This window comes from Streptococcus mitis, from assembly GCF_002096845.1.
GTDB classification, from domain to species: Bacteria; Bacillota; Bacilli; order Lactobacillales; family Streptococcaceae; genus Streptococcus; species Streptococcus mitis_A.
In genome coordinates this window covers 1-18,632 of record NZ_NCVK01000007.1, presented here as the reverse complement: position 1 = coordinate 18,632, position 18,632 = coordinate 1, and the positions used below count along the sequence as shown (strand labels likewise).

19 protein-coding genes and 2 pseudogenes are annotated in these 18,632 nt (G+C 37.3%); 17 read left to right on the top strand and 4 right to left on the bottom strand.

What is annotated here, in order from left to right; all coding sequences use genetic code 11:
• Positions 1-11: 11 nt before the first annotated feature.
• From B7695_RS02060 to msr(D), 13 genes and pseudogenes are all read left to right on the top strand, one after another.
• Positions 12-872: a methionyl aminopeptidase gene (locus B7695_RS02060; protein WP_084889505.1), complete on the top strand. Its 861-nt coding sequence runs from the start codon at positions 12-14 to the stop codon at positions 870-872.
• A 267-nt stretch (positions 873-1,139) separates the two neighbouring features.
• On the top strand, positions 1,140-1,847 hold the full coding sequence (gene ccdA2 / locus B7695_RS02055; RefSeq protein WP_060805537.1) for a thiol-disulfide oxidoreductase-associated membrane protein CcdA2: 708 nt from the start codon (positions 1,140-1,142) through the stop codon (positions 1,845-1,847).
• Positions 1,848-1,857: 10 nt separating this feature from the next.
• Entirely contained in the window at positions 1,858-2,424 is a 567-nt protein-coding gene (gene sdbB, locus B7695_RS02050) for a thiol-disulfide oxidoreductase-associated lipoprotein SdbB (protein WP_084889504.1), read from the top strand.
• Positions 2,425-2,520: 96 nt separating this feature from the next.
• Positions 2,521-3,879: a 23S rRNA (uracil(1939)-C(5))-methyltransferase RlmD gene (rlmD, locus tag B7695_RS02045; RefSeq protein ID WP_084889503.1), complete on the top strand. Its 1,359-nt coding sequence runs from the start codon at positions 2,521-2,523 to the stop codon at positions 3,877-3,879.
• Positions 3,880-4,061: 182 nt separating this feature from the next.
• Positions 4,062-4,490 carry an aminoglycoside 6'-N-acetyltransferase gene (gene aac(6') / locus B7695_RS02040; protein WP_084889502.1) on the top strand — a complete coding sequence of 143 codons (429 nt, stop codon included), beginning with the start codon at positions 4,062-4,064 and terminating at the stop codon, positions 4,488-4,490.
• 57 nt (positions 4,491-4,547) lie between these two features.
• Complete coding sequence (locus B7695_RS02035) at positions 4,548-5,156, top strand: Type 1 glutamine amidotransferase-like domain-containing protein (protein WP_084889501.1); 609 nt, start codon at positions 4,548-4,550, stop codon at positions 5,154-5,156.
• A gap of 419 nt (positions 5,157-5,575) precedes the next feature.
• Complete coding sequence (locus tag B7695_RS02030; RefSeq protein WP_084889500.1) at positions 5,576-6,175, top strand: hypothetical protein; 600 nt, start codon at positions 5,576-5,578, stop codon at positions 6,173-6,175.
• A 588-nt stretch (positions 6,176-6,763) separates the two neighbouring features.
• Positions 6,764-7,579, top strand: a pseudogene (locus B7695_RS11335) (ZIP family metal transporter).
• Between the two features lie 14 nt (positions 7,580-7,593).
• The gene (locus B7695_RS02020) at positions 7,594-7,971 is read left to right on the top strand and encodes an ArsR/SmtB family transcription factor (protein ID WP_049495785.1); all 378 of its coding nucleotides are present in this window, start codon (positions 7,594-7,596) and stop codon (positions 7,969-7,971) included.
• Positions 7,940-10,027 carry a heavy metal translocating P-type ATPase gene (locus B7695_RS02015; protein ID WP_084889499.1) on the top strand — a complete coding sequence of 696 codons (2,088 nt, stop codon included), beginning with the start codon at positions 7,940-7,942 and terminating at the stop codon, positions 10,025-10,027. The genes B7695_RS02020 and B7695_RS02015 overlap by 32 nt, the downstream gene beginning before the upstream one ends.
• Positions 10,028-10,972: 945 nt before the next feature.
• A complete protein-coding gene (locus tag B7695_RS02010; RefSeq protein ID WP_000873143.1) occupies positions 10,973-11,143 on the top strand; it encodes a hypothetical protein in 171 nt (56 codons plus the stop codon).
• 385 nt (positions 11,144-11,528) lie between these two features.
• Positions 11,529-12,746 carry a macrolide efflux MFS transporter Mef(A) gene (gene mef(A) / locus B7695_RS02005; RefSeq protein ID WP_084889498.1) on the top strand — a complete coding sequence of 406 codons (1,218 nt, stop codon included), beginning with the start codon at positions 11,529-11,531 and terminating at the stop codon, positions 12,744-12,746.
• A gap of 119 nt (positions 12,747-12,865) precedes the next feature.
• On the top strand, positions 12,866-14,329 hold the full coding sequence (gene msr(D), locus B7695_RS02000; protein WP_000420313.1) for an ABC-F type ribosomal protection protein Msr(D): 1,464 nt from the start codon (positions 12,866-12,868) through the stop codon (positions 14,327-14,329).
• A 117-nt stretch (positions 14,330-14,446) separates the two neighbouring features.
• Here msr(D) and B7695_RS01995 read toward each other — a convergent pair whose 3' ends face one another.
• The 4 genes from B7695_RS01995 to B7695_RS01980 are packed head-to-tail and all read right to left on the bottom strand — an operon-like array spanning position 14,447 to position 15,691.
• Positions 14,447-14,746, bottom strand: a complete 300-nt coding sequence (locus B7695_RS01995; RefSeq protein WP_001072467.1) for a DUF5960 family protein — start codon at positions 14,744-14,746, stop codon at positions 14,447-14,449.
• Positions 14,733-15,101 carry a hypothetical protein gene (locus tag B7695_RS01990; protein ID WP_000567222.1) on the bottom strand — a complete coding sequence of 123 codons (369 nt, stop codon included), beginning with the start codon at positions 15,099-15,101 and terminating at the stop codon, positions 14,733-14,735. The genes B7695_RS01995 and B7695_RS01990 overlap by 14 nt, the downstream gene beginning before the upstream one ends.
• Positions 15,102-15,113: 12 nt before the next feature.
• The gene (locus B7695_RS01985; RefSeq protein WP_000806926.1) at positions 15,114-15,449 is read right to left on the bottom strand and encodes a DinB/UmuC family translesion DNA polymerase; all 336 of its coding nucleotides are present in this window, start codon (positions 15,447-15,449) and stop codon (positions 15,114-15,116) included.
• On the bottom strand, positions 15,446-15,691 hold the full coding sequence (locus tag B7695_RS01980; protein ID WP_001813542.1) for a hypothetical protein: 246 nt from the start codon (positions 15,689-15,691) through the stop codon (positions 15,446-15,448). The genes B7695_RS01985 and B7695_RS01980 overlap by 4 nt, the downstream gene beginning before the upstream one ends.
• Positions 15,692-16,042: 351 nt before the next feature.
• Here B7695_RS01980 and B7695_RS01970 point away from each other — a divergent pair, with 351 nt between their 5' ends.
• The 4 genes and pseudogenes from B7695_RS01970 (at position 16,043) to B7695_RS01955 (ending at position 18,380) form a co-directional block, all read left to right on the top strand.
• Positions 16,043-16,660 (top strand): SAP domain-containing protein, encoded by a 618-nt coding sequence (locus B7695_RS01970; RefSeq protein ID WP_084889497.1) that lies wholly within the window; start codon positions 16,043-16,045, stop codon positions 16,658-16,660.
• Positions 16,659-16,832: pseudogene (locus tag B7695_RS01965) on the top strand (ADP-ribosylglycohydrolase family protein); the annotation flags it as partial. The gene B7695_RS01970 and the pseudogene B7695_RS01965, both read left to right, overlap by 2 nt.
• Positions 16,833-16,943: 111 nt before the next feature.
• The gene (locus B7695_RS01960; RefSeq protein ID WP_084889496.1) at positions 16,944-17,825 is read left to right on the top strand and encodes a diacylglycerol/lipid kinase family protein; all 882 of its coding nucleotides are present in this window, start codon (positions 16,944-16,946) and stop codon (positions 17,823-17,825) included.
• Between the two features lie 63 nt (positions 17,826-17,888).
• Positions 17,889-18,380 (top strand): phosphoribosylanthranilate isomerase, encoded by a 492-nt coding sequence (locus B7695_RS01955; protein ID WP_084889495.1) that lies wholly within the window; start codon positions 17,889-17,891, stop codon positions 18,378-18,380.
• Positions 18,381-18,632: the final 252 nt, after the last annotated feature.

The window sequence follows — 18,632 nt, the reverse complement described above, 5'->3', positions numbered from 1 at the left end:
TAGGAGAAAAAATGATAACATTAAAATCAGCTCGTGAAATCGAAGCTATGGACAAGGCTGGAGATTTTCTAGCAAGTATTCATATCGGCTTACGTGATTTGATTAAGCCAGGCGTAGATATGTGGGAAGTTGAAGAATACGTCCGCCGTCGTTGTAAGGAAGAAAATTTCCTTCCACTTCAGATTGGGGTTGACGGTGCCATGATGGACTATCCTTATGCTACCTGTTGCTCTCTTAACGATGAAGTAGCTCATGCCTTCCCTCGTCACTATATCTTGAAAGATGGTGATTTGCTCAAGGTCGACATGGTTTTGGGAGGCCCAATTGCTAAATCTGACCTGAATGTCTCAAAATTAAACTTCAACAATGTGGAGCAAATGAAAAAATACACTCAGAGCTATGCTGGTGGTCTTGCAGACTCATGTTGGGCTTATGCTGTTGGTACACCGTCCGAAGAAGTGAAAAATCTGATGGATGTAACTAAAGAAGCCATGTATAAGGGGATTGAGCAAGCTGTTGTTGGAAATCGTATCGGGGATATCGGTGCGACTATTCAAGAATACGCTGAAAGCCGTGGTTACGGTGTAGTGCGTGATTTGGTTGGTCATGGTGTTGGCCCAACTATGCACGAAGAACCAATGGTTCCTAACTATGGTATTGCTGGTCGTGGACTCCGTCTTCGTGAAGGAATGGTCTTGACCATTGAACCGATGATTAATACAGGTGACTGGGAAATCGATACAGATATGAAGACTGGTTGGGCGCATAAGACCATTGACGGTGGCCTATCTTGTCAATATGAACACCAATTTGTCATTACTAAGGATGGTCCGGTAATCTTGACTAGCCAAGGTGAAGAAGGGACTTATTAAAATAAGTAAAAGTAGATTGAAGAAAAAGTGGCTCTTTGGACAATTTTCTTCAATTTTTTCTTTTATCTATAGTGAAATGAAAAAACCGAACAATTTGATTGAGAAATTCAAATCAATTTCTAACAATGTTTTAGAAAACATAGTGTACTATTAAAGAGTTTGTTTCATATAATATAATTACAAAAACAGTTAACCGTAGCAAACTTGATACAAATTTTAATATTTATAGTACAATAGGTTTAAATTCTTAAGAAAGTTGGTTCTTTATTGGAAACGCTAGTATTTTCAATCTCCGTTTTTTTAGCAGGGGTCTTGTCCTTCTTTTCTCCTTGTATTTTTCCACTTCTGCCAGTTTATGCTGGAATTTTGCTGGATGATCAGGAAAGTGCAAAAAGTTTCTCCTTATTTGGAAGAAAAGTTGCCTGGTCAGGTCTGATTCGAACACTTTGCTTTATCGCAGGTATCTCTCTTATTTTCTTTATTTTAGGATTTGGTGCTGGTTACTTTGGTAATATTCTCTATGCCAATTGGTTTCGCTATACCATGGGAACAATTATTATCATTTTAGGCCTTCACCAGATGGAAATTTTTCATTTTAAGAAATTAGAGGTTCAAAAAAGCTTTACTTTTAAGAAATCAGAAGCCAATCGTTATTGGTCGGCCTTTTTACTTGGTATTACCTTTAGCTTTGGTTGGACGCCGTGTATTGGTCCGGTTTTAAGTTCTGTTTTAGCGCTTGCAGCTTCTGGGGGCAATGGCGCTTGGCAAGGTGCTATCTATACCTTGATTTACACTCTAGGGATGGCCATTCCTTTCTTGGTTTTGGCTCTAGCTTCAGGAGTCGTGATGCCTTATTTTAGTAAAATCAAGCGTCATATGATGCTGCTGAAGAAAATTGGTGGTTTCCTCATTATTTTAATGGGAATTTTGTTACTATTAGGACAAGTAAATGTTCTAGCTGGAATTTTTGAATAAAGGAGAACAAATGAAAAAAGTAATATTTGCTGGCTTAAGCCTCTTGTCATTAGTTGTATTGATGGCCTGTGGTGAGGAAGAAACTAAAAAGACTCAAGCAGCACAACAATCCCCAAAACAACAGCAACAAACGCCTGTACAACAAATTGCTGTTGGGAAAGATGCTCCAGACTTCACATTGCAATCCATGGATGGTAAAGAAGTTAAGTTATCGGATTATAAGGGTAAAAAAGTTTATTTGAAGTTTTGGGCTTCCTGGTGTGGTCCATGTAAGAAAAGTATGCCAGAGTTGATGGAACTAGCGGCGAAACCAGATCGTGATTTCGAAATTCTTAGTGTCATTGCACCAGGAATTCAAGGTGAAAAAACCGTTGAGCAATTCCCACAATGGTTCCAAGATCAAGGTTATAAGGATATCCCAGTTCTTTATGACACAAAAGCAACCACCTTCCAAGCTTATCAAATTCGAAGCATTCCTACAGAATATTTAATTGATAGCCAAGGAAAGATTGGGAAGATTCAATTTGGTGCTATCAGCAATGCGGATGCAGAAGCAGCATTTAAAGAAATGAACTAGCATAGATAAAGAGAATCTGATTACAAATTTCATGGTATAATAGATGGTAACCGTAACGTTGCCGTCTTTTTTGTCGGCCAATAGAAAGAGAAGAGAATGTTAAAGAAAAATGATATTGTAGAAGTTGAAATTGTTGATTTGACCCACGAAGGGGCAGGAGTTGCCAAGGTGGATGGTTTGGTATTCTTTGTCGAGAATGCTTTACCAAGTGAAAAAATCCTCATGCGTGTCCTCAAGGTTAATAAAAAGATTGGTTTTGGGAAGGTTGAAGAATACCTTGTTAAATCACCACACCGTAATCAAGATTTAGATTTGGCTTACCTGCGTTCAGGAATCGCGGATTTAGGTCATCTTGCCTATCCAGAACAGCTCAAATTTAAAACCAAGCAAGTCAAGGACAGTCTTTACAAGATTGCTGGAATTGCTGATGTAGAGGTTGCTGAAACTTTGGGTATGAAAAATCCAGTCAAGTACCGTAACAAGGCACAGGTCCCTGTCCGTAGAGTGAATGGTATCTTGGAAACAGGATTTTTCCGTAAGAATTCCCACGACCTCATGCCTCTAGAAGATTTCTTTATCCAAGATCCTGTGATTGATGAGGTAGTAGTAGGCCTACGTGACTTGCTCCGCCGTTATGATTTGAAACCTTATGATGAAAAGGAACAATCTGGCTTGATTCGAAACCTTGTGGTGCGTCGCGGACACTATTCAGGGCAAATCATGGTTATCTTGGTAACAACTCGTCCCAAAGTTTTTCGTGTGGACCAATTGATTGAACAATTAATCAAGCAATTCCCAGAGATTGTGTCTGTTATGCAAAATATCAATGACCAGAACACTAATGCTATTTTTGGTAAGGAATGGCGCACACTTTATGGACAAGACTTTATCACTGACCAAATGTTGGGAAATGACTACCAAATCGCTGGACCAGCATTTTACCAAGTCAATACTGAAATGGCTGAAAAACTTTATCAAACAGCCATTGACTTTGCGGAGTTAAAAGAAGATGATGTGGTCATTGATGCCTATTCTGGTATCGGGACGATTGGCCTTTCTGTTGCGAAACACGTCAAGGAAGTCTATGGTGTTGAAGTGATTCCAGAAGCAGTTGAGAATAGTAAGAAGAATGCTCAATTGAACAATATTGCAAACGCCCACTATGTCTGTGATACAGCTGAAAATGCCATGAAGAATTGGCTCAAAGACGGTATTCAACCAAGTGTTATATTAGTAGACCCACCAAGAAAAGGGCTCACAGAAAGCTTTATCAAGGCAAGCGCTCAAACAGGAGCTGACCGCATAGCCTATATTTCATGTAATGTCGCAACCATGGCACGTGATATCAAACTCTATCAAGAATTGGGCTATGAATTGAAGAAAGTACAGCCAGTGGATCTATTTCCTCAGACGCATCATGTTGAGTGTGTAAGCTTGTTGGAGAAACGTAGTTAATCCTCAAAAGGTTCCCCAAACCTTTTGAGTCCCGCAGACGCATTATGTTGAGGCGGTATCACTGCTCTTCCGATCTGATACAGTCGAAAAGTAGAAGGGGATGGTATTGGTATCAATCAATGAGTAACAAAGTAACAGCATGATTCGAAACATTTGCTTGTAATTTGCGGAGGAACATCAATATGGATGGAATAACAAAAGATTTTATAAAAACGGCTAAACTAATGAAACAATTATGGCCCCAATTGACCGATAAAGAAGCTATTGATGAAGTAAAAGGATATACGAATGGCAAAAATACTGCAATCTTTACTGAAGTTGAAGGTGACACAATTGTAGGTCTAGCACTATGTTCACTCAGATTTGATTATGTTGAAGGTTGTAAATATAGTCCTGTTGGATTCTTAGAAGGGATTATTGTCGACGAGGAATATCGTTTAAAGGATATTGCTAAAAATCTCTGTACAAAATGTGAGGAATGGGCGAAAAATAAAGGATGTAAGGAATTTGCAAGTGACTGTACTTTAACGAATACCGATTCTATAAGATTTCATCTCAATATTGGATTTCAGGAGGCAAATAGAATTATTCATTTTAAGAAAAAATTATAATTTAGAAACGTAAATAAACTTGTTTAAACTTTATGTATCTTTAGAAAGTGTGAAAGATTGGACGAACAAATTTTTTTGATGGGTGGAAATCCGCCGATAAAGAACCATACGATTGTTAATAAAATTGTGTCATCAAGGAAGATTGAAAGAATTGTTATTTTTACAGTTTTTCGAGATAATTGGCAACCCTATATGAAAAAGTACACGGAAGTTTTCCAAAGTCAATTTCCTAATCCAAACACTGATTACTTACTTTTGGACACTGAGCAGATTGATTTTGATAGCTATTTAGATGCTGATCTAATCATCATCGGTGGAGAAAATACAGAAAAATATATATCTACTTATGTCAATCAGGAGTTCAAAAATTATATCGATCATATGCTTAATAAAGGTACAAAAGTTATAGGGTTCTCTGCAGGAGCCCTATTATTAGGAGAAAAAGTCTATGTTTCACCTAATGATAATTCAGATCATCAGATAAAGATAAAAAATGGATTAGAAGTCTTTAGTCAGTTTTTAATTAGTGTCCATTATGATTCATGGAATGATAAAGCAAATAAGGATAGAGCTGAAGAACTCGTTAATGTTCCCATAATTCCACTAAATGATTATTCCTGTCTTGTATTGGATAAACTTGGAAATATCATAGAGAAAATTGACTAGTTTTAATCATGCGAATCTGAATCTACGAAACTAAAGTATTGATGAAATGAATAACGAAAAGCCTTGATTGTAAGGCTTTTTGTATTGAGGTGGGGAAGTATTATAGTGAGAGTTCAAGTTGAGTGTATTGATGTGACAGCTTGATAGGCTGTCATTCTATTTTCATAAACCCTAGGGAGTACGTGTTTGTTTTCATTGAAAAGGAGTTTTAGAGGAAGAAACATAGTTAACAGACATGAATAAATTATTGAAATGCTTCTATTACTACCAATATTTTCTGTTCCGAATGTGGTTCAGCATAAGGAACTGAGGTAGATTTATAAGAAACTATGACTGGGAAGTTGCAGTCTTTTTAGGAGTTTAATGGTATAATGAGATTATAAATGTGGATATTGTTTAAATTCTCTGGAGAATGCATAATGTTGAATTTAGTAAAAGGTCACCAAGTTAGCTTGGTAGAAAACCTGTTTGAATCATTTACAAAGTTAACTGAACATCATTTGATGGCGAATGTACACGCAGAAAAAATATTAGAAGTTTTTCAACACTTTATTGTGATTCATGACGAGCCCTTGTTTTTTATTTTGGAATTACCTGTCAGTATTGATAGAGAAAAAGTGGTAGCAAAGAATATTATCAAGGAATCCCATAAGGATTTTTATTATATTGATGGTTGTTCAAGAGAGGAATGCTTAGCACTGTTGATTAGATACGGTGATTTACTTGTTAATGATGGACTAAGTAAGTTTGGATTTGGTGGACATAAAAGTCATGATGAGATCATGCTTGATAGCTATAATGTTGTGACAATTTATAGTAAAGAACTATCGAAATTTAATGACTTTTTTGAACCTCATAATATTCAATTTGTAGAAGAACTAGTGACAGCTTGGGGAACTTTTTCTAAGACTTCACCAGGAATCTCTGAAATCTATGAAAGTAATGGAAAAACTGTTTATGATTTGCCTGTAGAATTAGCTGAATGGGGAATATACTTAGTTGAAACTCGAACCGAATAGGCATAACTATAGGTTAGAAATAGGATATTTCAGTTCCTCTAATACTCCAAATTTAACTTTAGTCAATTTGTAGAAGGAAAAGCAAGATGTAAGCACATATCGAGGTTTTGGGACTACTGGAGAAAAAGATATAGTCTACCGTTTCAGGGTTTACAAAAGGCTTGATATTAAGCCTTTTTTGAATTTTGAGTGAAGTATAAATCTAACAGTCTGAGTTGAGATAGTATTATTGATAGCAGTAATGTCTGAAATTTATTTCCACATACTCAGTGGAGGTTCAAAATGTTCCTGCATGTGAGGTGTCTGTGGGAATAGTTTTGGCCCCCCTTTTTTATTTTCAGATATCACTATGATGGTTTGTGGAACTATTTTTCTTATATGGTAGGATAGGTATCAGAGTGAGTAGAATACCCTATAGGTATGTGTTTGTTTCCATAGACTAGGAGGTAATGGGAATAAACATACCCACCTAGCTATGGGGATTTCTCATAGCTTTTTTACTTTCTTCCTTGACAATTGAGCAACTGTTCAACTATAATGGTAATAGTTGAACAGTTGCTCAACTATTATCGATTATTGAGGTATAAGATGTCATTTTTTTCATCTCTATCACCAGTAATGCAAGCTTTATTAGCTGGCTTATTCACCTGTTTTGTACCATTATCGGTGCTAGTTTGGTCTTTTTTGTCAAAACCATTCATCAAAAATTCATGGATATGATGATGGGCTTGGCAGCGGGTATTATGACGGCAGCTGCAGTCTGGTCTTTGCTTGTCCTTTCATTTGGCTATAGCCAGTCAATGGCTGCAAACAGATTTTACTGGTTGCCGACGGCTGTTGGTTTTTATTGTCGGGGGCTTAATTATCCGCTTTATTGATTATTTGGTTCCCCACATGCATTTGAATCAACAGATGAGTGATAAGGAAGGGATTTTGAATCCCCAAAGACCCTTATCAAAGACCATGCTGCTTTATCTGGCGGTAGTGATTCATAATATACCAGAGGGCTTAGCAGTTGGTGTGGCAAATGCCACAACTGGACTTTCCTTTACGTGGATGAGTGCCCTTGGATTAGCCTTGTGAATTGGTATCCAAAATATTCCAGAAGGCTCTGCCTTGTCCTTGCCGCTACGGGCAGAAGGGCGAAGTAGGAAATCAGCTTTCTACTATGGCGCCATGTCAGCGATTGTTGAGCCGATTGCAGTTGTTTTAGGGGCCTATGCTGTTATGTCTATGCCCCAGCTACTATCTTATGCTCTCTCATTTGCGGCAGGAGCCATGATTTATGTTGTAGTGGAAAAACTTGTGTCAGGTGCTCAAGAACACAAGAATACCGATATTGCAACAGGTGAGTTTATGGACGGATTTCTAATTATGATGTTACTTGATACAACTTTAGGATAGGAGGAATACAAAATATGTCACAGTGTTTAACAGCTTGTAATCCAGATTTAATTCAAGGGGTCCATGAGACGGAGTTTGATACCGTTACATTGCTAAATATGTCCAATTTTTTTAAGGCGATTTCTGATCCAACTCGTTTGCGGATTTTACAAGCAGTACGGCAAAATCCAATTTGTGTCGGAGACTTAGCGATTGCGTTACAGATGACCAAATCTGCTATTTCTCACCAACTACGCTATCTGCGGGACTGCCAATTGGTCAAGGGGGAGAAAAAAGGAAAGATGACCTATTATGAACTTGCGGATAATCATGTCGCATCAGTCTTGTCTTTGACACTGAAGCATTTGAAGGAGGAAAAACATGAAGAAAGAGTATGTACTTCGGGGAATTGACTGTGGCAATTGTGCTGCTAAGATTGAACGTGCTGTCAATCAATTGGAGCAGGTAGAATCTGCCACTGTCAATCTGATAGCTCAAAAGCTGACTTTGGAAACAAAAAGCGAAGATGGGATAGATAAGGAAATTATTGACTTAGTAGATGCTATTGAACCTGGAATCGAAGTGATCAGTGAGAAAAAGGAAGAGGCACTTCCAGAAAAACGAGATTGGGCGAAAGAGCTGCTACTTGCTGTTACGATTCTATTTGCCTTCGGCTTTTTCCTGCCAGAGGAGTATTTCTGGATTCGTCTGGTCTATTATCTGACCCTATATATCATTATCGGTCATAAGGTTCTTATCAAGATGGTTCAAAATATTCAACGTGGCAATATTTTTGATGAAAACTTTTTGATGAGTATCGCGACCTTAGGAGCCTTTCTCTTGGGAGAATTTCCAGAGGCAGTAGCCGTCATGCTTTTTTATCAGATTGGGGAGTATTTCCAAGACAAGGCCACCTCTCAATCTCGTCAGTCCATTGCACAATTGATGGATATTCGGTCGGTTAAGGCTTGGAGACTAGAGGGGGGAGAAGCCGTTCAAGTAGACCCTGAAACAGTAAGGGTTGCGGACCATATTTTAGTTAAGCCTGGGGAGAAGGTGCCCCTAGATGGTCTGGTCAGAAAAGGTCGTTCTATTCTGGATACGTCAGCCTTGACAGGAGAATCACTGCCTAGGGAAATTGGCGTTGGTGAGGACATTACAAGTGGTGTGATCAATTTGACTAGTCCATTGGTAATTGAAGTGAGAAAGACTTTTTCGCAATCAACGGTCAACAAAATTTTGGAATTAGTTGAAAATGTAAGCAATAAAAAAGCGGAGACGGAACGGATGATCACACGTTTTTCGCGTGTGTATACACCAGTGGTTGTCGGAATCGCTTTTCTGCTTGCAAGCCTGCCTCCCTTGCTTGGTTTAGGGGAGTGGTCGACTTGGCTTTATCGGGCACTTACCTTTTTAGTCATTTCTTGCCCTTGTGCTCTTGCGGTTTCGGTACCAATGAGTTTCTTTGGCGGGCTAGGGGGAGCATCTAAATTAGGTGTCTTAGTGAAAGGTGGAAATTATTTAGAGGCTCTTGCCAAGTTGGATACGGTCGTATTTGATAAGACGGGGACAATTACAAAAGGTATCTTTGCGGTAGATACCGTTGTCAACGCAGAAGGTATCGAGGATAATATTCTGTACCTCGCTGCCCATTTGGAAAGCTATTCCAATCATCCAATCGCAAACTCGATTCGAACAGCCTATGGACAGGAAGTGGACGAGAATAGGGTGAGTCAGATTACCGAGCTACCAGGGCAGGGCATGTCCGGTAGGATAGATGGCAGACAGCTCTATCTTGGGAATGCTAGATTAATGGAAGTTCAAGGGATTGCTTATCCAGCTATTGACAGCACAGGAACAGTTCTCTATTTGGCAGAGGACAGTCACTTTTTAGGCTATTTCCTTATCACAGACCAAGTGAAGGAGACGAGCATCGAGGCCTTGAAGGATTTACAGGCGGTCGGAATTAAAAAAACGGTTCTCCTTTCAGGTGATCGTCAGGCAGTGGTTGATGAATTTGCACAGCAATTTGCCTTCAATGATGCATTTGGAGATTGCTTGCCTCAGGATAAGGTGAGTACATTTGAGGAAATTCTGACTCAGTCTCAGCAGGCTGTTGCCTTTGTTGGAGATGGAGTGAATGATGCACCGGTTCTTGCTAGGGCAGATGTTGGTATTGCTATGGGAGGGCTAGGTTCGGACGCAGCCATTGAATCAGCAGATGTTGTACTGATGGATGATGACCTTGGAAAACTTCCTCAAGTCATTCGACTGGCTAAAAAGACAGTCAGAATAGCTCGGCAAAACATGACCTTGGCTATTGTAGTTAAACTAATTTTCTTGGTTCTAAGTGGATTGGGAATTTCTAATATGTGGGAGGCAATCTTTGCAGATGTTGGTGTAACGCTACTGGCAGTATGGAATGCATTGAGGACCTTGAGGATAGATACCTCCACTTTGTCAAAGTAAGTGAACAAACAGAGCGATATACAAGTTTTTGTATAATCGCTTTTTTAAACTATGATATGGGCTTTAACGATTTTAACCTAAATCTAGTAACCGTTGAACGTGCATCAATAGAACACACTATGACCATCAACAAGAACTACGTTACTTTCATTAAGGGTATTTTCTGGTAAATTTCAAAAATAAAACCTTGATTTTGCGCCATTTCTTTTTTTCCTTCCCGAAGGCGCGGGAGTACACCCCTTTTGTTAAGGATTTATCCCTTTTTAAATAAAAATAATACAAGTAGGACACTTCTAAAAGTGATCTACTTTTTTTAAATATTTTCATTCTAAAGTTTAATTTTAAACAACAACTCTATCACTTTCGTTATATAATATAGATGTTGACTAACTCCACACGTTGAGTGTGTAAGTTTGTTAGTCAAGGAGTAAAACGACGAAGATTAGCATTTACTTCCGCCCATGCGATAGCTGTCCGTGATTGACAAGTGCTAGCACGCAGACAGAACGGAGATAGCGAACCGCTGAGTGTGTCGCTCTGCTCGTAAAAGCTTAGAAACCTTTGAACGAAAGGGATAATGAAAGCCTTGATTGCAAGGATTTTTGCTTTATGGTGGGTAAGTATCAGAGTGAGAAAATTTTTGGAATGAGTAGAAGTGATAGCTAGAAATTATCAGTTTCTATTTCCATTTACCCTGTGGGTACGTGTTTGTTTCCATTGACAAGGAGTTTGTGGGAATAGAAATGTACCCACCTTGTTTGAATCAAGTGAAGTGTAGTTGAAGGAAATCTGTTGAAAGCAATACTTCATTTTACCGAATAAGTAATAATTTAGGCAACTTCAAATCGATTAAAAAAAACTATTTTAAAGGTTAAGAGTAGACAAAAATTGTCCACTCTTTTTTGCAAACTCAATTTATCAATAAATGAAATGAGGGAATGTAAAATGAAATATTTTGAGGTTGAGTTAGAAAATCCTGATGAATTTTTAAAACTACAAACAGAAGATTTTGTGAAAGCTAATCGCTTGCTACTAAGGAAGATAATCCAGAGCGTTACAGTCTATGAAGAAAACTTCGTCATATCCTTTAAATCTGGCATCGAATTGGAAGTATGAGTCTCATTCCATAACTTTTATATTGAACATATCATCTTTTTGTGTTATACTATAAATTGATATAAACAAAGATGTAGGAGGAACCGAAACTATGACAGCCTCAATGCGTTTAAGATAAGCTGGCAATAAAAAAAGCAGAATCTATACCCGATGATAGGCTTTTTTGTTGTGCTTATTTATACGATATTGAGCATTCATTAGTTACGGTGAGGATATTGGTTATTTAACTATACCTTTATTTAACTATGTCTTTAATATGAATGTTTCCAAATTGTATGTATGCAGACCAAAAGCCACATTGTGGGGTTTGGCCTGCATTTTTTATTGCCTAGAATGCTATTCAAAATAGAAATTCAAGCAAAATAATATGCAGGAGATAATATAAATGGAAAAATACAACAATTGGAAACGAAAATTTTATGCAATATGGGCAGGGCAAGCAGTATCATTAATCACTAGTGCCATCCTGCAAATGGCGATTATTTTTTACCTTACAGAAAAAACAGGATCTGCGATGGTCTTGTCTATGGCTTCATTAGTAGGTTTTTTACCCTATGCGATTTTGGGACCTGCCATTGGTGTGATAGTGGATCGTCATGATAGGAAGAAGATAATGATTGGTGCCGATTTAATTATCGCAGCAGCTGGTGCAGTGCTTGCTATTGTTGCATTCTGTATGGAGCTACCTGTCTGGATGATTATGATAGTATTGTTTATCCGTAGCATTGGAACAGCTTTTCATACCCCAGCACTCAATGCGGTTACACCACTTTTAGTACCAGAAGAACAGCTAACGAAATGCGCAGGCTATAGTCAGTCTTTGCAGTCTATAAGCTATATTGTTAGTCCGGCAGTTGCAGCACTCTTATACTCCGTTTGGGATTTAAATGCTATTATTGCCATCGACGTATTGGGTGCTGTGATTGCATCTATTACGGTAGCAATTGTACGTATACCTAAGCTGGGTAATCAAGTGCAAAGTTTAGAACCAAATTTCATAAGGGAGATGAAAGAAGGAGTTGTGGTTCTGAGACAAAACAAAGGATTGTTTGCCTTATTACTCTTAGGAACACTATATACTTTTGTTTATATGCCAATCAATGCACTATTTCCTTTAATAAGCATGGAACACTTTAATGGAACGCCTGTGCATATTTCTATTACGGAAATTTCCTTTGCATTTGGGATGCTAGCAGGAGGCTTATTATTAGGAAGATTAGGGGGCTTCGAAAAGCATGTATTACTAATAACAAGTTCATTTTTTATAATGGGGACCAGTTTAGCCGTTTCGGGAATACTTCCTCCAAATGGATTTGTAATATTCGTAGTTTGCTGTGCAATAATGGGGCTTTCGGTGCCATTTTATAGCGGTGTGCAAACAGCTCTTTTTCAGGAGAAAATTAAGCCTGAATATTTAGGACGTGTATTTTCTTTGATCGGAAGTATCATGTCACTTGCTATGCCAATTGGGTTAATTCTTTCTGGATTCTTTGCTGATAAAATCGGTGTAAATCATTGGTTTTTACTATCAGGTATTTTAATTATTGGCATTGCTATAGTTTGCCAAATGATAACTGAGGTTAGAAAATTAGATTTAAAATAAACAATATTGGAGGAATATTTATGTATCTTATTTTCATGTAACTCTTCCTGCTAAAATCGCAGGGTTTTCCCTGCATACAAGCAAATGAAAGCATGCGATTATAGACAGGAGGAAATGTTATGGAATTAATATTAAAAGCAAAAGACATTCGTGTGGAATTCAAAGGACGCGATGTTTTAGATATAAATGAATTAGAAGTATATGATTATGACCGTATTGGTTTAGTAGGAGCAAATGGTGCTGGAAAAAGCACTTTACTCAGGGTACTTTTAGGAGAATTAACTCCCCCAGGATGTAAAATGAATCGTCTGGGTGAACTTGCCTATATTCCCCAGTTGGACGAAGTAACTCTGCAGGAGGAAAAAGATTTTGCACTTGTAGGCAAGCTAGGTGTTGAGCAATTAAATATACAGACTATGAGCGGTGGTGAAGAAACAAGGCTTAAAATAGCACAGGCCTTATCGGCACAGGTTCATGGTATTTTAGCGGATGAACCTACGAGCCATTTAGACCGTGAAGGAATTGATTTTCTAATAGGACAGCTAAAATATTTTACAGGTGCACTGTTAGTTATTAGCCATGACCGCTATTTTCTTGATGAAATAGTAGATAAAATATGGGAACTGAAAGATGGCAAAATCACTGAGTATTGGGGAAACTATTCTGATTATCTTCGTCAGAAAGAGGAAGAACGTAAGAGCCAAGCTGCAGAATACGAACAATTTATTGCGGAACGTGCCCGATTGGAAAGGGCTGCGGAGGAAAAGCGAAAACAGGCTCGTAAAATAGAACAGAAGGCAAAAGGTTCTTCAAAGAAAAAAAGTACTGAAGACGGAGGGCGTTTAGCTCATCAAAAATCAATAGGAAGTAAGGAAAAAAAGATGTATAATGCTGCTAAAACCCTAGAGCACAGGATTGCGGCCTTAGGAAAAGTAGAAGCTCCGGAAGGCATTCGCAGAATTCGTTTCAGGCAAAGTAAAGCATTGGAGCTCCATAATCCATACCCTATAGTCGGTGCAGAAATTAATAAAGTATTTGGGGATAAGGCTCTGTTTGAAAATGCATCTTTTCAAATTCCGTTAGGAGCAAAAGTGGCGTTAACTGGTGGTAATGGAATCGGAAAAACAACTTTAATCCAAATGATCTTAAACCATGAAGAAGGAATTTCTATTTCGCCTAAGGCAAAAATAGGTTACTTTGCACAGAATGGTTACAAGTACAACAGTAATCAGAATGTTATGGAGTTTATGCAGAAGGATTGTGACTACAATATATCAGAAATTCGTTCAGTGCTAGCATCTATGGGGTTCAAACAGAACGATATTGGAAAAAGTTTATCTGTTTTAAGCGGTGGAGAAATTATAAAATTGTTGCTTGCTAAAATGCTCATGGGTAGATATAACATCCTAATAATGGATGAACCCAGTAACTTCCTTGACATACCAAGTTTAGAGGCTTTGGAAATACTAATGAAGGAGTACACCGGAACTATCGTGTTTATCACCCACGATAAACGATTACTCGAAAATGTAGCAGATGTAGTTTATGAAATTAGAGATAAGAAAATAAATCTGAAACATTAAATTTAAGGTAGTCGCTGGTCAGTATAGTCTGTTCTGGTTGGCGACTCCATTGTTAAAGAGTATAAAGACTTTAGATTTTATGAATATTAAAAATAGGAACAGTCAATTGAACTGCTCCTATTTTTCTGCTAAATATATTGTAGTTTTCTTATATGTATAATGATAGATTAGCGGATTCTCATCTACGGTACTTACTTCAAATATGAAGAAGTGATCGCGGTTATCTCTGGACTTTTCCTTATTGAGGACAAAGTAATTCTTACGTGAAGTCGCCATTGTTTTTAGGATATCATCAGTTAGGAAGGTCAATGGAATATTCATGTTAGAGTAGCGGTAGAAGTCACGTTCAAAATCTTGGTAGCTCTCGCTATAATAGTCCATTTGTAGGTGATTACGCTGAAACTCAAGCTGATTCATAGAGCACCTCCTCGACAAGTTCAATACTAATAATGTCTTTTAATTTCAAATTGATGTGACCTGTTGTAGTTTTTATCAAAATGAAATCTTTGGTCAGACTTGGTATTGTTCCAGTGTAGGAAACACGCTTGTTTTTTTCAATCACTTGAATGCGTGTGCGTAGCTGCCCGGCGTATACTTGACTGAGGAGTAATAATTTCTTCTCTAGTGATAAGTCAGACATGTACGTTACTTTGTTTGTATCATCAGAGAGTGCTGATGCATGTTCAGATAGGAAAAAGCCCATCCATTTTTGCATCTTTGTATCCTGGTACTCTCTTGCTGATTGAAATGGTAAATATGAACGGTCAATCATATCAAATCCTTTCTATGCAGAGGCAAGGGTATTTTTATCAAATTGAATCGTAAAACCTTGAATTCCCCCACCTGTGTAACATTCTTTAAAGCGATTGATTACCTCAGTATAGATTATCACAGATGAGCTTGTTGGCTTAATGCTAAATGTAAATTCCAATGGTAATCGGTTTTCAGATTTAGCATGTACTAGTCGTATCGATATTTCAGTTGTTTTGAGTTTTCTCTGACGAAGTTTTGAAGTTGCTGTTTCAACGATTCCATGTAAAAATCTTTCAAGCATTTCAATATCATTACATCCTTTGCTACGGATTTCTGAAAATTGTACTGTATTTTTTTCTTGTTTCATTTTAATCCCTCCAATCCACCCGCGGAATGACCACCGATAAGTTTACTGCGTTCAATATTTCTGGAACCTTCAGTTAGGACGGTTCCTTTTTGTATGGCTAAAAAACCAAACTGTTCTCTGACAACATCAATAGCTGTCTGAAGTCTATTATCTTTTTCAATTTGTTCTACATCATCAAAGAGTGATAGTAGAGTATAGCTTTCATCTACGAAGCCACTATAAGATACACCAATTTGTCTCACTGCACCAGAGGTGTATTTTTTCGGAATAATACAAGTACATGACTCACCATTGTTTTGGGGAGATTTGCGGGTTCAATTTTATTCTGAGCATTTATAGATTTTTTCATCTCAGTCCTAGAATAGCCAATATGAATAGAAACGACAGTAGTCAATACTAGGGCTACTGTTCCGTTCCACAGTATCATTTAAAAATCATTTTCACACCCTTTCGTCTATTAGTATAGAAGAAAGCTCTCAGCACACGTGGAGTGTGTAAGTTTGGTAGTGAAACAGAGCTAATGCTCAAAATAAAGAAACTAAAACTCCATTATTTTAAGATGAAAAACTAAATTTTTCTGTGGAGCTAAAATATTGATAGAGAACAGACCAGAATTTGATAAAATCGTATCCTTTGATGAATTTAATAAGTACTATTGGTATCGTGATGAACTTTCGCAAATATGCAAGTTATTAGAACTTGAATATAGAGGTACCAAACAAGAACTCAATCATATTATTGAGCAGTACTTTAAGGGTAATTTGATTAAAAAATCATCAATAAAAAGGAAAAAGAAACGAGTAGAAGTCGTTACCTTAAATACGCCCTTACTTGAATGTGGATTCTCTTTTAACACTCACTTTAGAGAATATTTCTCAACTTTAACAGATGTTTCGCCATTTAAATTTACTGCTGATATGGCGACTGCTTGGAGAAAAGTAAAAAGAGAAAATGATTTGAGTTTTACAATCCAAGATATGCTAAAAGTTTATTATGGAAATTCAGATTATGCCAAGTATGATCATTCGGTTTGTCAATGGAACCAATTTCTAAAGGATTTCTGTGCAGACGAAAATAGTCTTAACTACTCAAACAAGTTAAAAGTAGCTTCTATTCTTTGGAAAGAAGTTAGAAATTTAAAGGCTGAAAAAATTTATTCAAGGAATCTTTTGACTGAATATGCTGATGAAATAAAAGAGTATGACAAGTAGAAACTCCATTTCCCTTGGTGGCGATAGTGATACACTCGCAGCAATCACAGGAAGCATAGCAGAGGCAGCATATGGTATTCCTGACTGGATAAAGGATAAGGCCTTTTCTTATTTGGATGAATCCTTAAAGTATGTAGTTATGCGATGGGAAAATAGAATAAAAGTCTATTAATCTCCAGTACGTGAGATTTCTCTTTTCTGTAATTTCATTGTATAATGGGAGTACATTTACTTGCATACGACGAAATGTAACCATTTCTAACGAATATTAAGGAGAACATTAATGAAAAAAGCAATGGTAATTATTAACCCTACTTCTGGTGGTGAGAAGGCTTTGGATTACAAAGATAAACTGGAAAATAAAGTAAAAGAATACTTTGAGCACGTAGAAACCAAAATTACTGAAAAAGCTTTGGATGCAACACATTTTGCTGAAGAAGCTTCTCGTGAGCAGTACGATGCAGTGGTTGTGTTTGGTGGAGATGGGACTGTCAATGAAGTTATTTCGGGTATTGCTGAGAGAGACTACATTCCTAAGTTAGGGATTATCCCTGGTGGAACAGGTAACCTCATTACAAAACTTTTGGAAATCAATCAAGACATCGATGGCGCGATTGATGAACTGGATTTTGATTTAACCAATAAGATTGATATCGGTAAAGCAAATGACAATTATTTTGGTTATATCTTTAGTATCGGTTCTCTTCCTGAAGCGATCCACAATGTGGAAATCGAGGACAAGACAAAATTTGGTATTTTAGCCTATGCTGTAAATACCATGAAGTCTGTTATGACGGATCAGGTCTTTAACATTAAGGTTGAGACAGAAAATGGAAATTATGTTGGTGAAGCTAGCCATGTTTTGGTTCTCTTGACAAATTACTTCGCTGATAAGAAAATTTTTGAAGAGAACAAAGACGGCTATGCCAATATTTTGATTCTTAAAGATGCTTCTATATTCTCTAAATTATCCGTTATTCCTGATTTACTAAAAGGAGATGTTGTCTCAAATGACAATATTGAGTATATCAGAGCGCGTAATATCAAGATCTCTTCGGATAGTGAATTGGAGTCTGATGTTGACGGCGATAAATCGGATAACCTACCTGTTGAAATAAAAGTCCTAGCTCAGCGAGTAGAAGTATTTTCGAAACCGAAAGAGTAGAAGGTAAAAATTAGTTTATTATTCACAACGAAATTAAGTTCTATATCAACGATTGGAGGAGGAATGAATTCTCTATTTGATGAATTTCGAACAATTTGTTCTCATTTAAACCAAGTTGGAATCACTCCGACGCTCATGGGGTCTTTGGGGTTTGAATACCGATCAAATGAAGAATGGGGGCCGTCTGACATTGACATTCATGTGCCTGGTGACCCTAGAGGTTGGGAAGCACCCGATCATCTCAGAATTTATGAGTGGGATAAGATAATGAAAGTGATGAAACACTTAGGCTATGCCTTAATAGATATTCATGAGCATGAATTCCAAAAAGATGGTCTGAGTGTTGAATTCGGAAGTATCGATTCTTTACCTGATTTTGCTGGAGTTTCGGAATCGGATATAGAGTTGATTCATCTCGAAAACATCACTTTTCGCGTTCCAAGTTTGGAACAGTTTTTAAGTATTTACAAGGCTTCTTCCCAAGATTCTTATCGAAATGAGCACAATAACAATAAGGATTTTAAAAAAATAGAGTGGTTGCAAAGATATTTGTAAATTATCATTTGAAAAGTAGCAAGTTGTAAGACCAATGTCATTAAGTTAAGAAATTCAAATACAATTCTGTATTTGGGTTTCTTTTTTATGTGATAAACTTATAGTTAAGGAGGGATTTTCCATGATAAAACAAATAAAAGCCCACTTGAATAATAGTATTCAGAGTATCATTAGTCAAAAAGTTGAGTTCGTCAAACAAGATGAACAGGCCTTTACTCGTAAAAGAAGTTTATCACTAGAAACTATGATTCG

Bases quoted from the DNA above. Each gene is read 5' to 3' on its own strand.
- B7695_RS02060 (WP_084889505.1), top strand. From the start codon at position 12: ATGATAACATTAAAATCAGCTCGTGAAATCGAAGCTATGGACAAGGCT.
- sdbB (WP_084889504.1), top strand. From the start codon at position 1,858: ATGAAAAAAGTAATATTTGCTGGCTTAAGCCTCTTGTCATTAGTTGTA.
- rlmD (WP_084889503.1), top strand. From the start codon at position 2,521: ATGTTAAAGAAAAATGATATTGTAGAAGTTGAAATTGTTGATTTGACC.
- B7695_RS02030 (WP_084889500.1), top strand. From the start codon at position 5,576: ATGTTGAATTTAGTAAAAGGTCACCAAGTTAGCTTGGTAGAAAACCTG.
- B7695_RS02020 (WP_049495785.1), top strand. From the start codon at position 7,594: ATGTCACAGTGTTTAACAGCTTGTAATCCAGATTTAATTCAAGGGGTC.
- B7695_RS02015 (WP_084889499.1), top strand. From the start codon at position 7,940: ATGAAGAAAGAGTATGTACTTCGGGGAATTGACTGTGGCAATTGTGCT.
- B7695_RS02010 (WP_000873143.1), top strand. From the start codon at position 10,973: ATGAAATATTTTGAGGTTGAGTTAGAAAATCCTGATGAATTTTTAAAA.
- B7695_RS01995 (WP_001072467.1), bottom strand. From the start codon at position 14,746: ATGAATCAGCTTGAGTTTCAGCGTAATCACCTACAAATGGACTATTAT.
- B7695_RS01990 (WP_000567222.1), bottom strand. From the start codon at position 15,101: ATGATTGACCGTTCATATTTACCATTTCAATCAGCAAGAGAGTACCAG.
- B7695_RS01985 (WP_000806926.1), bottom strand. From the start codon at position 15,449: ATGAAACAAGAAAAAAATACAGTACAATTTTCAGAAATCCGTAGCAAA.
- B7695_RS01960 (WP_084889496.1), top strand. From the start codon at position 16,944: ATGAAAAAAGCAATGGTAATTATTAACCCTACTTCTGGTGGTGAGAAG.
- B7695_RS01955 (WP_084889495.1), top strand. From the start codon at position 17,889: ATGAATTCTCTATTTGATGAATTTCGAACAATTTGTTCTCATTTAAAC.